Origin of the sequence: Paraburkholderia sp. BR10882, assembly GCF_040948855.1 — a bacterium.
Lineage (GTDB): Bacteria > Pseudomonadota > Gammaproteobacteria > Burkholderiales > Burkholderiaceae > Paraburkholderia > Paraburkholderia nodosa_A.
On record NZ_JBFPKP010000026.1, the window covers coordinates 26,756 to 41,910 of the forward strand.

11 protein-coding genes are annotated in these 15,155 nt (G+C 67.7%); 3 read left to right on the top strand and 8 right to left on the bottom strand.

Annotated features, from left to right (window positions below; translation table 11 throughout):
- Window positions 1-4: 4 nt before the first annotated feature.
- Window positions 5-1,456, bottom strand: a complete 1,452-nt coding sequence (locus AB3X99_RS36550; protein WP_368619709.1) for an aldehyde dehydrogenase — start codon at window positions 1,454-1,456, stop codon at window positions 5-7.
- Window positions 1,457-1,505: 49 nt separating this feature from the next.
- Window positions 1,506-3,158, bottom strand: a complete 1,653-nt coding sequence (mdlC, locus tag AB3X99_RS36555; protein ID WP_368619710.1) for a benzoylformate decarboxylase — start codon at window positions 3,156-3,158, stop codon at window positions 1,506-1,508.
- A gap of 107 nt (window positions 3,159-3,265) precedes the next feature.
- Between mdlC and AB3X99_RS36560 the strand changes: the two genes are divergently transcribed.
- A complete protein-coding gene (locus AB3X99_RS36560; RefSeq protein WP_368619711.1) occupies window positions 3,266-4,174 on the top strand; it encodes a LysR family transcriptional regulator in 909 nt (302 codons plus the stop codon).
- A gap of 9 nt (window positions 4,175-4,183) precedes the next feature.
- Here AB3X99_RS36560 and AB3X99_RS36565 read toward each other — a convergent pair whose 3' ends face one another.
- Genes AB3X99_RS36565 through AB3X99_RS36580 form a run of 4 tightly spaced genes read right to left on the bottom strand, consistent with a single transcriptional unit; the run spans window position 4,184 to window position 10,196 of the window.
- The gene (locus tag AB3X99_RS36565) at window positions 4,184-6,169 is read right to left on the bottom strand and encodes a heavy metal translocating P-type ATPase (RefSeq protein ID WP_368619712.1); all 1,986 of its coding nucleotides are present in this window, start codon (window positions 6,167-6,169) and stop codon (window positions 4,184-4,186) included.
- Window positions 6,166-7,200, bottom strand: coding sequence for a protease modulator HflK (gene hflK / locus AB3X99_RS36570; protein WP_069262995.1), 1,035 nt, complete (start codon window positions 7,198-7,200; stop codon window positions 6,166-6,168). The genes AB3X99_RS36565 and hflK overlap by 4 nt, the downstream gene beginning before the upstream one ends.
- Window positions 7,197-8,273, bottom strand: coding sequence for a protease modulator HflC (hflC, locus tag AB3X99_RS36575; RefSeq protein ID WP_368619713.1), 1,077 nt, complete (start codon window positions 8,271-8,273; stop codon window positions 7,197-7,199). The genes hflK and hflC overlap by 4 nt, the downstream gene beginning before the upstream one ends.
- Before the next feature lie 36 nt (window positions 8,274-8,309).
- Window positions 8,310-10,196 (bottom strand): SPFH domain-containing protein, encoded by a 1,887-nt coding sequence (locus AB3X99_RS36580; RefSeq protein ID WP_368619714.1) that lies wholly within the window; start codon window positions 10,194-10,196, stop codon window positions 8,310-8,312.
- A 265-nt stretch (window positions 10,197-10,461) separates the two neighbouring features.
- Between AB3X99_RS36580 and AB3X99_RS36585 the strand changes: the two genes are divergently transcribed.
- Together AB3X99_RS36585 and AB3X99_RS36590 are read left to right on the top strand one after the other, a co-directional pair.
- On the top strand, window positions 10,462-11,865 hold the full coding sequence (locus AB3X99_RS36585; RefSeq protein ID WP_368619715.1) for a GGDEF domain-containing protein: 1,404 nt from the start codon (window positions 10,462-10,464) through the stop codon (window positions 11,863-11,865).
- A gap of 291 nt (window positions 11,866-12,156) precedes the next feature.
- Window positions 12,157-13,482: an MFS transporter gene (locus AB3X99_RS36590; RefSeq protein WP_368619731.1), complete on the top strand. Its 1,326-nt coding sequence runs from the start codon at window positions 12,157-12,159 to the stop codon at window positions 13,480-13,482.
- Window positions 13,483-13,494: 12 nt separating this feature from the next.
- On the opposite strand, the gene AB3X99_RS36595 is transcribed toward AB3X99_RS36590, so the two are convergent.
- Window positions 13,495-14,292, bottom strand: a complete 798-nt coding sequence (locus AB3X99_RS36595) for a sulfite exporter TauE/SafE family protein (RefSeq protein WP_368619716.1) — start codon at window positions 14,290-14,292, stop codon at window positions 13,495-13,497.
- A gap of 132 nt (window positions 14,293-14,424) precedes the next feature.
- Window positions 14,425-14,937 carry an H-NS histone family protein gene (locus AB3X99_RS36600; protein ID WP_069262990.1) on the bottom strand — a complete coding sequence of 171 codons (513 nt, stop codon included), beginning with the start codon at window positions 14,935-14,937 and terminating at the stop codon, window positions 14,425-14,427.
- Window positions 14,938-15,155 lie beyond the last annotated feature (218 nt).

Below are 15,155 nucleotides of genomic sequence, written 5' to 3' on the forward strand. Positions count from 1 at the left end.
GCCCTTAGAACGGATAGTGGCGCGGCGCGGTCTGCATCGTGATCCAGCGCAGTTCGGTGAATTCGGCAATGCCCGCCTTGCCGCCGAAGCGCCCAAAGCCGCTCTCCTTCACGCCGCCGAACGGCATCTGCGCTTCGTCGTGCACGGTCGGCCCGTTGATGTGGCAGATGCCCGACTCGATGCGCTGCGCGACGCCCCACGCGCGCGCCGGATCGCGGCTGAACACCGCCGACGAAAGCCCGTACGCGTTGTCGTTCGCGCAGGCAATCGCGGCGTCCTCGCCACGCACACGCACGATGCCTTTTACGGGACCGAACGATTCGTCGTGATAGACGCGCATCCCGGGCGTGACATGGTCGAGCAGCGTGGCGGGCATCAGCGTGGTTTCGGCCTTGCCGCCGCATACGAGCGTCGCGCCTTTGGCGAGCGCGTCGTCGATCAGCGCGTTGCAGCGCTCCACGGTGCTCATGTCCACCACCGAGCCGAGCACGACCGGGCCCTTGCGCGGATCGCCGAGCGGCAGCGCGCGGGCGCGCTCGCCCAGACGCGCGACGAAGGCGTCGGCAATGCTTTCATCGACGATGATGCGCTCCGTCGACATGCAGATCTGCCCGGAATTGGCGAACGCGCCAAACGCGGCCGCGTGCGCCGCCGCTTCGATATCGGCATCGTCGAGCACGACGAGCGGCGCCTTGCCGCCCAACTCGAGCACCGAAGGCTTCAGATAGCGCGCACAGGTTTCGGCGATGATGCGGCCCACGCGCGTGGAGCCCGTGAAGTTCACGCGGCGCACTTTCGGGTGCGCGATCATGGCTTCGACCACGCGCGCCGCGTCGGCGGGCGCGTTCGTCACGAAGTTGACGGTGCCGCGCGGCAGGCCCGCCTCCAGCATCGCCGCAATGATGAGACCGTGCGTGGCCGGGCAAATCTCCGAGCCCTTGAGCACGACGGTATTGCCGCACGCGAGCGGCAACGCGATAGCGCGCACCGCGAGGATCACGGGGGCATTCCAGGGCGCGAGGCCGAGCACGACGCCCGCCGGCTGGCGCACGCCCATGGCGAGGCTGCCGGGCACGTCGGAGGGAATCAGCTCGCCGCCGATCTGCGTGGTGAGCGCGGCGGCCTCGATCAGGCCGGCTGCCGCGAGATGCACATTGAAGCCCGCCCAGATACCCGATGCACCGGTTTCCGCGGCCATCGCGGCGGCGAACGCGTCGGCTTTGGCTTCGAGCGCGTGCGCGGCCTTCGTGAGCAGCACGCGGCGTTCGCTCGGGCCCATGGCCGACCATACCGGGAAGGCGGCCGCCGCCGCATCGACCGCCGCGACTGCGTCTTCCACCGTGCCCGCGGGCGCGCAGCTCGCCACCGTGCCGTCGAGTGGATTGCGGCGCTCGAACGTCGCCCCGTTGCGTGCCTGCACCGCTTCGCCGTCGATCAGCATCGTTACGGTTTGCATGTCCTTTTTCCTCGCTTTACGTGAATTCGACAGGTTGCGCACGCACCGTTCAGGCGACGAGCAGCTCGACCAGCTTCGGGCCCTGCCCGGCCAGCGCGCGGCCAAGCGTATCGCGCAACGGCCCCGCCTCGCTCACACGCACGCCGGGGCAGCCCATACCCGCGGCCAGCGTGACGAAATCGAGCCCCGGCAGGTCGGTGCCCTGCACCGGGTCGGTCGGCGCGAAGCCGAACACCGGCGCGAAGTCCTGTAGCGCTGCGTAGCGCGTGTTGTTCAGGATGACGAAGGTAATCGGCAGATCGAGCTGCACCGCGCTCCAGATCGCCTGGATCGAGTACATGCTGGAGCCGTCGCCGATCAGCGCGATTACGCGTTCGCCGGGCTTCGCGAGCGCCACGCCCACGGCGGCGGGCATGCCGTAGCCCAGGCCGCCGCTGTCCATCGTGAGGAAGGTGCCGGGGCGCTCGTAGGGCAGGTACGCTTGCATCACCGGGCGCGAGCTGGGCGCTTCCTCGACGACGGTCGTGCCCGCGTCGCGCACTTCGGCGAGCGTTTGCAGCGCGTAGGCGACCGACATGCGCTCGCCCGGCACAGCCGGCGGCATGGCGCGCGGCGGCACGGCGCGCTGCGCGGGCATCGCACGCTCGACGGCCGGCGCGGGCCGCTCCAGCAGATCCAGCACGCCCAGCCTCACATTGCCCACGGCGGCCATGCCCTCGGGCGTCCACGCGGCGGTGTTCGGATCGTCGATCAACTGGTACAGCGCGGCGCCCGGCGGCACGTGCGGCCCGTGGCCCTCCACGTGATAGGTGAAAGCCGGCGCGCCGATCGCGAACACGAGATCGTGCCCGCCGAGCAACTCGACGATGCGCTCGCGCATGGCCGGCAGAAAACCCGCGAACAGCGGATGCTTTTCCGGAAAGCTGCAACGGCCCGTCATGGGGGCGACGAACACGCGCGCACGATGGCGCTCCGCGAGCCGGACCACGTCGTCGGCCGCGCCCGCGCGATCCACCGCGCCGCCCACCACGAAGACGGGGCGCGCACACGCGTCCAGCGCCGCGCCGATGTTCGCCAGCATCGCGGGCTCGGGACGCGTGGTGTGCGCGAGCGCGCGATCGGGCACGCGTTCGGCCGGCTGGTCCCAGTCGTCCACGGGAATCGACACGAACACCGGGCCGCGCGGCTCCTGCATGGCGATCGCATAAGCGCGTGCAATGGCGAGCGGCACGTCCTGCGCGCGCGCCGGCTCGATGCTCCACTTCACATAGGGCTTGGGCAGCTCGGTGGCCTGGGTGGCCGCGAGAAACGGATCGAACGGCAGGATCGAACGCGCCTGCTGGCCCGCCGTAACGACGAGCGGCGTGCGGTTGCGAAACGCCGTGAAAAGGTTGCCCATGGCGTTGCCCACGCCCGCCGCCGAGTGCAGGTTCACGAGCGCCGCATTGCCGGTGGCCTGCGCATAGCCGTCGGCCATGCCGACCACGACCGCTTCCTGGAGGCCGAGCACGTAGCGGAAGTCGGCGGGAAAGTCGCGGAACATGGGCAGCTCGGTCGAGCCGGGGTTGGCGAAGACCGAGGTCATGCCCACGCGGCGCGCGAAGTCGATGACCGCGTCGCGCACGGTATAGGCACCGCCGGCACCGCCGGGCGCCGTGGTATCCCGCTTCTGCTGGTCCTGCTGAGGCGCACTGCCAGTCATCCAAGGCCTCCTCTCGAAAAAAGCGCGTCGTTCAATGGAGGATCATTATCGCGACGCTACAGGTAACCGAAAATTGCGGATTTCGCCAAAAGCCATTACCTTTAGGCATGACTTACAACCTCCAGCAACTCCAGGCGTTCGCGACCATCGTCTCGGCGGGCAGTCTCGGGCGCGCGGCGGAAACGCTGCACGTGACCCAGCCCGCGCTCTCGCGGGCGATCCGCCGCCTCGAAGAGCAAGTGGGCGCGCCGCTGTTCGAGCGGCATTCTCGCGGCATGCACCTCACCGCCGTGGGCGAAGCGCTCCTGCCGCACGCCATCCTGCTGCAGCGCGAAGCGGAGCAGGCGCGCGAGGAAATCGACGCCATGCGCGGCCTCGCGCGCGGCACGATCCGCGTGGGAGCGGTGGGCAGCATTGCGAGCCTCGTGCTACCGCTCGCCGTGAGCGGCGTGCTGCGGCGCTGGCCCGGGCTGCGCGTCGAGATTCTCGAAGGCGTGTGGGACCGGCTCGCCGATGCGCTCGTCAAACGCGAGATCGATCTCGCGCTCAGCATGGCCGTGCCCGATACCGACGAAATCGCAGCGATCGGCGATTGCCGCTGGGAGGATTCCAGCTACGTAGTGGCGGCGCACGATCATCCGTTGCGCGCGAAACCCGACCTCACGCTCGCGGACACCCTGGACGAGCAATGGGCGATTCCGCCGCGCGGCACGGCGCCGTTCGAGCACATGGAGCAGGTCTTCGCGGCGCACGGGCTGGGCCGGCCGAACGTGGTCGTGCAAACGCGCTCGATCATGGCGCTCAAGAGCCTCGTGGCGCGCTCGGGGTTCCTGAGCTGGATGGCATCGACGATGTACCTCACGGAAAGCAAGGCGGGTGTGTTCGATACGCTCGACATGCCGGGAGTCGAGGGCCGGCGCACGCTCACCGCGTTTCGCCGGCGCCACGGCATTCTGCCGAGCCCGGCGGTGAAGCTGCTGGAGCAGTTGCGCACGTTGACGGCGGTGCCGCACTAACGGCGTTCGTCATTCGTCGCGCAGGAGGCGCCCCGCGTTCGCGATCACGACGAACGTGCCCACGTTGTGCAGCACCGCGCTCGCCACGGCGCTCAATACGCCTAGCGCCGCGAGCGTGATGACGGCCACCGTCCACGCCAGCCCGATCGCCGCATTCGCCGTCGCGATGCGCCGGCAGCGCCGCCCGAGGCGCACGCTGTCCGGCACGCGGCGCAGGTCGTCGGCGAGCAGCACGATATCGGCGGCGGCCACGGCGATATCGATGCCGCGCTCGCCCATCGCCACGCTGGTCGCGCCGGCCTTGATCGCGAGCACGTCGTTCAGGCCGTCGCCGACCACCATCGGGCGGCGCCCCGCGCCGATCTCGCCCAGCACATAGTCGAGCTTGTCGTGCGGCAGCGCATGCGCCACCACGGTGTCGATGCCCACTTCGGCGGCCACGCGGCGCGCCACGCGCTCGCGGTCGCCCGTGAGCAGCGTCGCACGCTCGATGCCGAGCGCACGCATTCCGTCCAACGCTTCGCGCGCTTCCGGGCGCACCGTGTCGGCGAAACCGAACCATGCGAGCAGGCGGCCGTTCAGCGCGAGGCCTGCGCACGGGCCGTCCAGCTGCGCGGGCGCGGGCGGCAGCGCGCTCACGTATTGTTCGAGCAGATCATGGCGGCCCAGCACCGCCTCACCTTCGGGCATCGTCGCGAGCACGCCGAGTCCGCGCATCTCGCGCGCGAGCGGGGGCGGCTCGGTTGGCGGCGTTCCCGGCGCGCCGTAGCGCAACAGCGCGCGACACACCGGATGCGCGCTGACCTGAGCGAGCTGGGCGGCCAGCGCCAGTGTGGTGGCTTCGTCCGCACCCGGCTGCAACATCACCGTCGTCACGCGCAATTCGCCGTGCGTGAGCGTGCCCGTCTTGTCGATCACGAGCGTATCGATTTCGGCCAGCGCGTCGATAAAGGCCGCATTCCTGAACAAGATGCCGCGCCGCGCACCCGCCGCGATGCCGGCGATCGCGGTGGAAGGCGCCGCCAGCACGAGCGCGCATGGGCACGCGGCGACGATCACCGCCAGCATGGCCGAAGCGTTCGCGCTCACGAACCACACGATCGCCGCGATCAGCAGCACGAGCGCGAGGTAGGCGTCCATGTAGCGTTCGAGCGCCTGCGTGATAGGCGGCTTCGCGGCTTCGGCACGCTGCATCAACTCGACGACCTTGCCCAGCGTCGAGGCCTTGCCGACGTGCGTGATCTCCACGCGCAGCGGGCCGTCCAGATTCATCGCGCCGCCGAAGACGCGCGCGCCCTCGCCCGCGTCCTGCGGCAACGATTCGCCAGTGATCGGCCCGTTGTCGATGGCCGAGCGGCCGTGCCGCACGATGCCGTCCGCGGGCACGCGCGAGCCGGGCAGCACGTCGACGACGTCACCGGGACGAAGCGCGTCATAGGGCACAGTCTCGATCGCGCCCGCGGCGCTCACACGCCGGACGTCGCCGGCAGTAAGGCGGCCCAGCGCGCGGATCGCTTCCTGCGAGCCGAGCACGCTGCGCTCTTCGAGCGCGTGGCCGAAGGTCATCACGATCGGCAGAAGCGCGGCCGTCGTCATGTCGCCCACGGCCCACGCGCCGAGCATGGCGAGCGCGATGAGGCGGTCGGTCACGCCGTGCAGACTCGGCGTCCTGAGGCTGCGCCACGCGCCCGCGAACACGGGCGGCGCGACCACGAGCGAGGCGACCGCCGCCAGCACCTGCGCGAGCGTGGCGCTGCCGGGCGCCAGATGCGGCCACGCGAGCGAGAGCAGCAGCAATGCGCCCGCGAACAGCGCGAGCGACGTGTGGCGAGTGATGGCGCGACGCTCGGCGTCCGACATGACGAGCGTGGCGACGGATGGACCTGCGGGAGCTTCGTGACCCTCGCGTGCGTGGCCGTGGGCGTGCGCGGATCCGGTTTCCTGTGCGGCGCCGGGTGCGCGCTGACTCGTCGGCGTGTCGTATGGCGTGGTCATGGCGCGCGCCCCGGCAGCACGAGGCTCGATGCGTCGTTGGGGTCGAGCGTCGTCACGCGCGCGGCGTGCGCGAGCACCGCCTGCACGCGGTCGCGATACGCACGCGCAAGCAGCCCCGGGTCATGGTTCGCGCCGAGCGCCGCTTCGAGTTGCGCGATCGTCGAGGTTTCCGACTGCGCCGTCGCCACGCGCTCCGCGGCGCTCGCTTGCGCGTCCTGCACGATGCGGTCGGCGCTCTGCTGCGCGTGCTGCCGCGTTTTTTCCGCGAGCGTGCGCGCCTGCGCGACATCGCGCTCGGCGTTCTGCAGCGAAGTCAGCACGGCATTGAACGCATCGACCGCCGAGGCTGGAAACGACGCTTGCAGATCCATGCGCGAGACCTCGATGCCGAGCCCCGCACGCGCGGCAGTCAGCGCGTCGAGCTGGCGCTGGACCGCGCGTGCGAGATCGCCGCGCAATTGCTCGCGGCGCGCGGCCATCTGCTGATCGGCGGCCACCATCTCCGGGCGCGCGACGAGGATCGAATCGAGGTCGCGTTGCGCGGCGGTTTGCGCGAGCGCGGCCGAGACGATGCGCTCGAGCGCGGCGTCGAGATGCTCGAGCTGCAACGCATACGCGTAAGGGTCGCTCACGCGGTAGAACAGCGTCGCGCTCACCTGCACGACGCCGTTGTCGCCCGTGAGCACGTAGCCGGACCCCGCGAGCGCGTCGCTTGCATCGCTCAGTTGCGCGGGCGCACCCGGATCGCGTGTAAGCGAGACGATGCGCTTCTCGAGCACACGCTCGCTGCCCGGCACGAGCAGCACCGTTTCGAACGGCCGCGGTAACGCGACGAGCAGTCCCGCGCCCTGGCTGCGCACGTAGGCGCCAAAGCGCATCACGACGGCGCTGCTGTCGGCGGGAATGCGGCGCACGTTCGACGTGGCCCACGCGAGCGCGGCCAGCACGGCCAGCGCCGCCACGAACCAGAACGACAGACGCACCGCCTGTGCGCCGGGCCCGAGCGCCGGGAAGTTGTCGCTCGTGCTCATGGCGTGTGCCCGCGCGCGTGCGAAGTGGTTGCGGGCGCAACGACCTGCCCCGACGGCGCCGTGGCCGCTCCGAGCCCGGGCGGCCCCTGCACCAGTGCGCGGAACGGCGCGGCATCGGTGCGCAGGATCAGATTCGTGTTGCTGTTGACGACCGTGCCGAGCGTGTCGAGCGAGCGCAGCATCGTATAGAGCTGCGGATCGGCGGCGTAGCTCTTGCCGTAGATCGCCGCCGCATCCTTGCGCGATTGCGCCTCGATATCGGCGGCTTTCACGTTGGCGTCGGCGATCAGCACGCGTGCGTCGCGATCGGCGTCCGAGCGGATCTGCGCCGCTTCGCGCAGGCCTTCGGCGGTGCGCTGCGCGGCCACGGTCTCGCGTTCGGCGCGCATGCGATCGACCGTTGCCGCCAGCGTCACGGCGGGCAGCGTGAGACGCTCGAGCCCCACCTGCACGACGTGCACGCCATAGGCCGCGTACACCTGCGCATCGACCTGGCGGCGCAGCGCCTCTTCGAATGCGCCGATGCGGACCTGCGACGGATCGGTGTTCACGAGCGAGGCAAGATCGAAGCCGGCAGACGTCGTCTGCAAGGCCGACCCGACGAGCGAGCGAATCTGGCGCGCGGCTTCGTCGGGTTCGTTGCGCACGGCACGCACGAAGCGGCCAATGTCGTTCGCATTGGCGGGCACGCGCCAGGCCACATAGGCCTGCACGATGATGCGCAAGCCATCGCGCGTGCCGACGTCCTGCAAACCGCTCGACGTCGTGTGCAGCCGCAGGTCCACCGGCACAGCGGCCTCGATGGGCGCAGGCAGGCGCCACGCGAGACCGGGCCGCAGCAGCACGCGCACGGGGTCGCCAAAGCGCGTGACCACGGTGGCCTCGCCCTCGCGCACCTGCACGACGCTCGCTACGATGAGCGCGACGATCACGCAGAACAGCGCGAACGCCACGCGCAGCGCAAAACGCCGGGGATTCACGGGCGCGAGGCCGCCTGCGCCACCCGAGCTGCCTGCGCCGTGGTCATGATGATGATGAGAATGCGCATCGCCGTGCGTATGCAAAAGGCTCACTGTCGAATCACCTTACTCTGTCTATGGGGTAACGGGTCACCACGCCTTCTTCATGCCAGCCGCCGCGGCCGGGCTCAACGTGCGCAGGTCGATCGTCGCGCGGCTGCCGCTCGCTAGCCGGTCGTCGATCACGGTCACGCTCGCGTTTTTCAGCCCTTTTTGCAGGCTGTGCAGGTAATACTCGAAGCCGAATGCCGGCCCGCCGAGCTGCTGCGCGATCACATCGGCGTCGAAGGCGATCTGCTGGGCGCGCGCGGCGGCAAGCGTGTCCGCCGCGTTCGCGCTACCCAGCGCGACGGTCTCGATCGCCTGCTGCTGCGCTTGCCCAAGCGCCGTCGCCGCAAAGCCGTGCGCCTGCACCACACTGGCCTGCGCGCGAATCTGCGCGGCCTGCACGCCGTGATACGCGGCGGCCGCGCCCGCAGGCGGATGCACGCTCTCGATCACCACGGCCACGACCTCGATGCCGCTCGCGAGCCGGTCCAATTCGCGCTGCACGGCGCCGCGCAACGCGCCGGCCATGGCCGTTTGCGGCGTGTCGAGCAGCGACGGCAGCGTGCGCGACGCGAGGTAACGCACGACCTCGCGGTTCGCGATCGAGCGCACCGTGTCGTCCATAGCGACAGCGCGATACAGCGAGGCACGCGCCGCCGCGTCCGTGAGGCCGACGCGATAGTCGAGCCGCACGTCCGCGCTCACGATCTGGAACGCCTGCTGGGCGCCGCTCGTGCCTGCGATCACCTGAGTCGTCTCCCAGGGATGCGTCACATCCCACAGGCGATTCAATTGCGCGGGTGTGTCGCCATCGGCGGAAACGGCAGGCGCGGCGCGGCTGCTGTCGTTCGCGCTGCCCGAGACGATCAGTTGATGGACCGCGCCGTTGTCGATCACGCGCGCGCGGCCGAAGGGCCAGGGCAGGCCCACATGCAGGCCCGGCTGCCACACGGCGACAGGTGCGCCGAAGCGCTCGTACACAGCGCGCTGATCGGGGCCGAGGATCGTCACGCCGCCGAGTAGCCAGCCCGCCACCACCATGGCCGCGAGCGCGCCTGGCAGGAGGCGAACGAAACTCTGGAGCGCCCAGTTCTGCCGCAGATCGATGCCATAACGCATACGCAACTGGGCATTCAGTGCGGCGACCGGACGTGCCTGCACGCTCAGCACGCCCGCGATAGTGCTATGCAGGAAGCGGTCATCGCCGGGCTTTGCCAGCGCAGCGAGCAGCGCACGCAGGCCGAGTTCGACGGCAATCACACCGGAAAGCAGGGCGACGATACGCACTAGCCATGTAAGCGCCTCGCCCGCATAAGCCAGCGCCGCAACTGAAGCCGCCATACTCAACGCAGCGACGAGCACCAGACGCAACGGCCCCGCGAGCGCGGCGGATTCGCGTGACTGCGCGGCGCGCTGCGCATGAAAGCGCTCCGCCACGAGCGCAGCAAAAGCGATGACGAGCGCAGCGGCTCCCGCTACGAGAAAAGGCGCGGATTCACGTTGCGAAACCGTTGGCGCATAGGCGGGGGACGTCCACGCAGAGATGGCGAACGCAAGCGAAAAGAGCGCGCCGAGCGGCGCGATCCACCCTTGCCACGGCAGCGACCGCAGCAGGCCGCGCATGTCGGCGGCCTCCGAATTGCGCTGGAACGCGAGGCGCAAGAGGCGCAGCGAAGTCTTCGAGACCGGTTCGCCGGCTGGCGCGCGCGCCGCCGAGAGCCGTGTGCCGAAGGCGACGATGAAGAGATTGAGGCACGCGCTCGACATCACGGCACATAGGCGTGCATCGAACGGCACAGCGAAAACGAAAGCCAGCGCGCCGAACACGCAAGCCAACCCCAACGCGGACCAGCCAAGCCTCGTCTGGCCCGCACGACCGCCGAGCCAACCATAGCCTTCGCGGTGGTCGCGCGATACGCGATGCATCATCAGCAATCCTTACATGCAAATTACATGAGCCACGCCCGCGCGTGACGACCACCGATCGCGCGATGCCGAAATTCGCGCGCCCAATGTAGCGCGCTCATAACCGAAACTCAATATAACTGGGCTCGCGCATCCGTGCCCCACTATTTAGCCGATTCGGAGCACAATACCTTCAGTCAATTTAGTCTGCTTTCCGGACGCGAGCGGCCCTCACGCTGTCACGCCACGATCACATGCTCGAGCTGCGCATCAACCCAAAAGTCATCATATGGACGGCTTGCTGATCGGTCCGGCAACACGCAGGCAGGCGCTCTTCGCCAGCATATGCGCGTTTGCGATCCTCCTCACGCTCGCGCTCGCGGCGCCGCGTGCACGCGACGCGTTGCCCGGCATCGCCCCGTTCATGCCGATGTGCGCGCTCGCCGTATTCACCACGTCGAGCATCGCGGCGTTCCTGCTGGGCGCGCGTTTCGCGGCTACGCGCGTGGCCATGCTCGCGGCGCTGGGCGGCGCCTACGCGTTCACGGCCATTGCCGTTGCGCTGCAGCTGTTGATGTTTCCTGGCGTGTTCGCGCGCACGGGCCTGCTCGGCGCGCTCCCGAATAGCGCCGCATGGATGTGGGTGTTCTGGCACGCAGGCTTTCCCGCGCTCGTCATCGTCGCCGAACTGGTGAGAAAGCGCCTGCCCGCCCCGCCGTTCGCCCGCGAACGTCTCGACGCACGCGGCTGGCTGCTGATCGCGTGCCCGGCGGCGCTCGCCGCCCTGCTCGGCGTGCTCGTCACGCACGTCGATCTCGCATCGCCGTTTCACGACGTTGCGAACGCTGCGCCTGCTCCCTCGCCGGTGTCGGCCATCGCGAACAATCTCGCGGGTCTCGTGATCTGCGCGCTCAACCTGATCGCCATCGCGCTCGTGCTGCTCAAGGGACGGCTGCGCCTCGTGCTCGATTTGTGGATCGTGGTGGCGCTGCTCGCCTCGCTCGTCGACGCCGCGCTCAATACGCTCAGCATCGAGCGCTTCACGGTGGGCTGGTATGTCGCGCGCGTGTTCAGCATGTTCGCGCCAGGCGTGCTCGTGTGCGTGCTGGTGTGGGAAGTGACGGCGCTCTATCGTCAGCTCGCCGAAGAACACGCCACGCTGATCCGCGCCTCCGCACGCGATGCGCTCACGCGCGTCTACAACCGCAGCTATTTCGACGAGCAGTTCCGCGAGGCCTTCGAGCGCGCAGCGCGCAGCGGCCAGCCGCTGTCGCTCGTGATGCTCGATGTCGATCACTTCAAGCACTACAACGACGCCTTCGGCCATCTGCACGGCGACGCCTGTCTCGGCGCCGTAGCGAGCGCGCTCGCCGCCACGCTTGCGAGCACGCGGCACGCGCCCGGCGGCTTTGTCGCGCGCTATGGCGGCGAAGAATTCGCGCTCGTCCTGCCCGATACCGGCGCAAATGAAGCCGCGGCGCTCGCCGAACGCGCACGTGCCGCCGTCGAGCAACTCGGCATTCCCTCCCCCTCCGCAGGAGGCCTCGTCACGGTGAGCGCGGGCTGCGCCACGCGCGACGCGATCGTTGCGTCGTCCCCTAATGCGCTGATCGAAGCCGCCGATGCCGCCTTGTATGCGGCCAAACACGCCGGCCGCAACCGCGTGAGCCACACAGGCGCGAGCATCGCGTAAAGCGCGGCCGACTCATTGCCTCCCTCGTTGGCATAAGCGGCATTGTCATAAGCGCAACGCATTTGGGTTTCAACCAGGTGCTTCCACGTCGCGGCACCCATAAAGTGCGTGCTATGGCCTGTTTCAGCATTTGCATACGTCGCGCGCAACCCATGCAAACACATCGATGCAGGCACATTTTGTTCCCCACACGCTTTCAAAATGTAATGAGGAATCGGGATGTCCATTGAAAAATCGGCGGAAATTGCCGCCCGCTTCGACCGGTTGCCGCCGTCGCGCACAGTCTGGTCGATGGTGATTCTGCTGTCGCTCGGCGGCGTATTCGAGTTTTACGACCTCTTCTTCACGGGCTATGTCGCGCCCGGCATGGTGCATTCGGGTCTTTTCACGCCGGAATCGCTCGGTTTCTTCTCCGCGCTCGGGCCGCTCAAGGTGGCCGGCTTCGGCACCTTCGTGTTCTCGACCTTCGCCGGGCTGTGGGTCGGCGCGCTCGCGTTCGGCCAGGTCGCCGACCGGTTCGGGCGGCGCATGATCTTCACGTGGTCGCTGATCTGGTACATCGCCTGCACGGCGATCATGGCGTTTCAGACGAGCGGCCAGGCGCTCAATATCTGGCGCTTCATTGCCGGCATCGGCATTGGCATCGAGCTCGTGACCATCGACACGTACATTTCCGAACTGATCCCGAGCGGCGAGCGCGGCCGCGCCTATGCGGTCAACCAGTTCATCACCTTCAGCGTGGTGCCGGTCGTCGCGTTTCTCGCCTATATCCTCAAGGACACGCATCCTATCGGCCTCGACTACTGGCGCGTGGTGATCCTGATCGGTTCGGTGGGCGCGGTAGTGGTGTGGTTCCTGCGCCGGAGTATTCCCGAAAGTCCGCGCTGGCTCGCGCGCAATGGCCGTGAGGACGAAGCGGAACGCATCGTTGCCGACATCGAGCGGCGCGTCACGGCAGAAACGGGCACGGCGTTGCCGCCGCTCGGGGCGATCTCGCTTGAAAAGGCCGGGCGCGGCTCGCTTGGCGAAGTGTTGCGCGCGCCGTATTTGCGGCGCACGGTGATTCTGTCGATCTTCAACATGGCGCAGGTGATCGGGTTTTACGGCTTCGCGGCATGGGTGCCGACGCTGCTGATTGCGCGTGGCGTCCACATCACGCAGAGTCTTGCGTACGCCTTCGTGATTGCCATCGCCAATCCGTTCGGGCCGCTGATTGGCGTGTGGTTCGCCGACAAGCTGGAGCGCAAGACGCAGATCGTCGGCGGCCTCCTGATGATGGCGGTGGTGATTACGCTATTCGCGCAAGCCACGCAGCCGTGGGTCCTGATCGTGCTGGGCGTGCTCTTCACGCTTGCTTCGAACGTGATGTCCTACGCCTATCACGGTTACCAGGCCGAGCTTTACCCGACGCGTATCCGCGCTCGCGCCGTCGGCTTCGTGTACTCGTGGAGCCGCATCGCCGCCGCATTCGCGGGGCTCGCCATCGGCATCCTGCTCCATCATTACGGTGTGCCTGGCGTCGCGGTGTTCATCGGCGCTTCGATGCTCGTGGGCATCGTGATGATTCTGCTAGGGCCGGTGACGCGCGGGCTCTCGCTCGAAGCGATCAGCCATTGAATCAGGCGATCGTCAAAACAGCACGTGCGATTTGACGATCATCTGTACGGCCGCGGCCAGCACGCACACGAGCACGACCACGCGAAACGCGAGCGGATGCATTCTGTCGCGCAACGGTCTAATGAGCAGCATGCCCGCGATGGCGGGCACGCTGGCCGCCGCCGAAATCGCGAGATCGACGAGATTGGCATGCGCGCCGTGGCTGAACGTCGTGATGAGCGTGATGACCGAAACGACGAGAATGATCGCAATCTGCTTCGTGAAGGCGCGGCCCGTGGCGCCCGACGCGATCAGATACATGGCGAGCAACGGCCCCGGCACGGCGGCAATGCTCTCCATGAGCGCCGCCCCGAAACCGAGCGCGAATCCCACCGGCCGCGCGAGTCCAGGCGCGAGCTTGAAACGCGGCGAGACGAGCAAAAGCAACGCCGCCACGATCAACGCGACACCCGAGGCCGCCTGGGCGTGATGCGGCTCAAGTGCGATCAGTACCGACACCCCAATCACATTGCCGATCACGGTGCCAATTAGCGGCGCCGCGATAGTGCGCACGGTAGGCAGCATTTCGCCCCCCTCCAGCGCCTGCGGAATATTGCCGAGAATGATCGGCATGGACAGCAGCAGCACCGCTTCCTTGACCGGCAAAAAATGCGTGACGATGGGCATGGCCACGAGCGGCACGCCTATGCCCGTCACGCCCTTCACCATGCCGCCCAGCACGAGCGCAACCGCAATGCCGAGCAATTGAAGTCCGTCGAGCGACTGCAGATGGGGCGCGAGAAGCCCCGAGGAAAACGAAAGACCGGACATCGATGACGATCAGGGCAATAGGCGCGCGTCGTTTCGCGCCGCTCATGTGAAAGTGGCCGCGGGCGTCGAAACGCCGGCGCGGCCACCGGTTCGCAAGCGAATTTCGCTTATGCGCTTTTCTCAGCGACTTTATTAAGCAGCCGCTGCGGCTTGTGCCGGCTTTGCCGCGGCTCTACGGCCTGCGGTTTTACGCGCCGCCCGTTTTGCGGGTGCGGCTTTCCTTGCGGGCGCGGCCTTGGCGCGCTTCGCCGCGGTCTTTTTCACCGCCGCCGCATTGGCGCGCGGTTTGCGTGCGACTTTGGTGGCGGCCTTTGCCGCGCTGCCGTCGATCTGGAATTTCGAACGGTCTTTCACGTCGCGAATCCACGCCGGCGCACGGCCGCGGCCGGTCCACGTGGCGCCCGTTTTCGGATCGGCATATTTGGCCGCAACGGTGCGCTTTGGGCCTGCGGCTTTGACGCCTTTGCCAGGTTTGCGGCCACGCTTCTTGCCGACGAAGCGTTCGATGTCGGCCACGCTCAGGCCATGTTTGGCCATCAGATCGCGAATTTTCGTGAGACCGACCGACGTTTGTTTTTCCACGATCGATTCGGCCTGCTTTTGCAGCTTTGCGATCTTCGATTGAATTGCATCCAGGGTGACCATTCACACCTCCTTATTCACGGTTTTTACGGACACCCTTCAACCATCACTGGCCGATCGAATTGCGATCTTGTCGGCATGGGCGTCGCGAAAGACAAGGTGATTATGAAGTCAAATCACGCATGCTGGCAATTTAAACGAATGTTTTGTAGTGAAAAACATGTTTCCTGATCAGACTATTGATCGTTCCGCAAACAATGTCTCCATGAATTTCCATTGAG

Coding starts and splice junctions, on each gene's coding strand:
- AB3X99_RS36550 (WP_368619709.1), bottom strand. CDS start 1,456: ATGCAAACCGTAACGATGCTGATCGACGGCGAAGCGGTGCAGGCACGC.
- mdlC (WP_368619710.1), bottom strand. CDS start 3,158: ATGACTGGCAGTGCGCCTCAGCAGGACCAGCAGAAGCGGGATACCACG.
- AB3X99_RS36560 (WP_368619711.1), top strand. CDS start 3,266: ATGACTTACAACCTCCAGCAACTCCAGGCGTTCGCGACCATCGTCTCG.
- AB3X99_RS36565 (WP_368619712.1), bottom strand. CDS start 6,169: ATGACCACGCCATACGACACGCCGACGAGTCAGCGCGCACCCGGCGCC.
- hflK (WP_069262995.1), bottom strand. CDS start 7,200: ATGAGCACGAGCGACAACTTCCCGGCGCTCGGGCCCGGCGCACAGGCG.
- AB3X99_RS36580 (WP_368619714.1), bottom strand. CDS start 10,196: ATGATGCATCGCGTATCGCGCGACCACCGCGAAGGCTATGGTTGGCTC.
- AB3X99_RS36585 (WP_368619715.1), top strand. CDS start 10,462: ATGGACGGCTTGCTGATCGGTCCGGCAACACGCAGGCAGGCGCTCTTC.
- AB3X99_RS36590 (WP_368619731.1), top strand. CDS start 12,157: ATGGTGATTCTGCTGTCGCTCGGCGGCGTATTCGAGTTTTACGACCTC.
- AB3X99_RS36595 (WP_368619716.1), bottom strand. CDS start 14,292: ATGTCCGGTCTTTCGTTTTCCTCGGGGCTTCTCGCGCCCCATCTGCAG.
- AB3X99_RS36600 (WP_069262990.1), bottom strand. CDS start 14,937: ATGGTCACCCTGGATGCAATTCAATCGAAGATCGCAAAGCTGCAAAAG.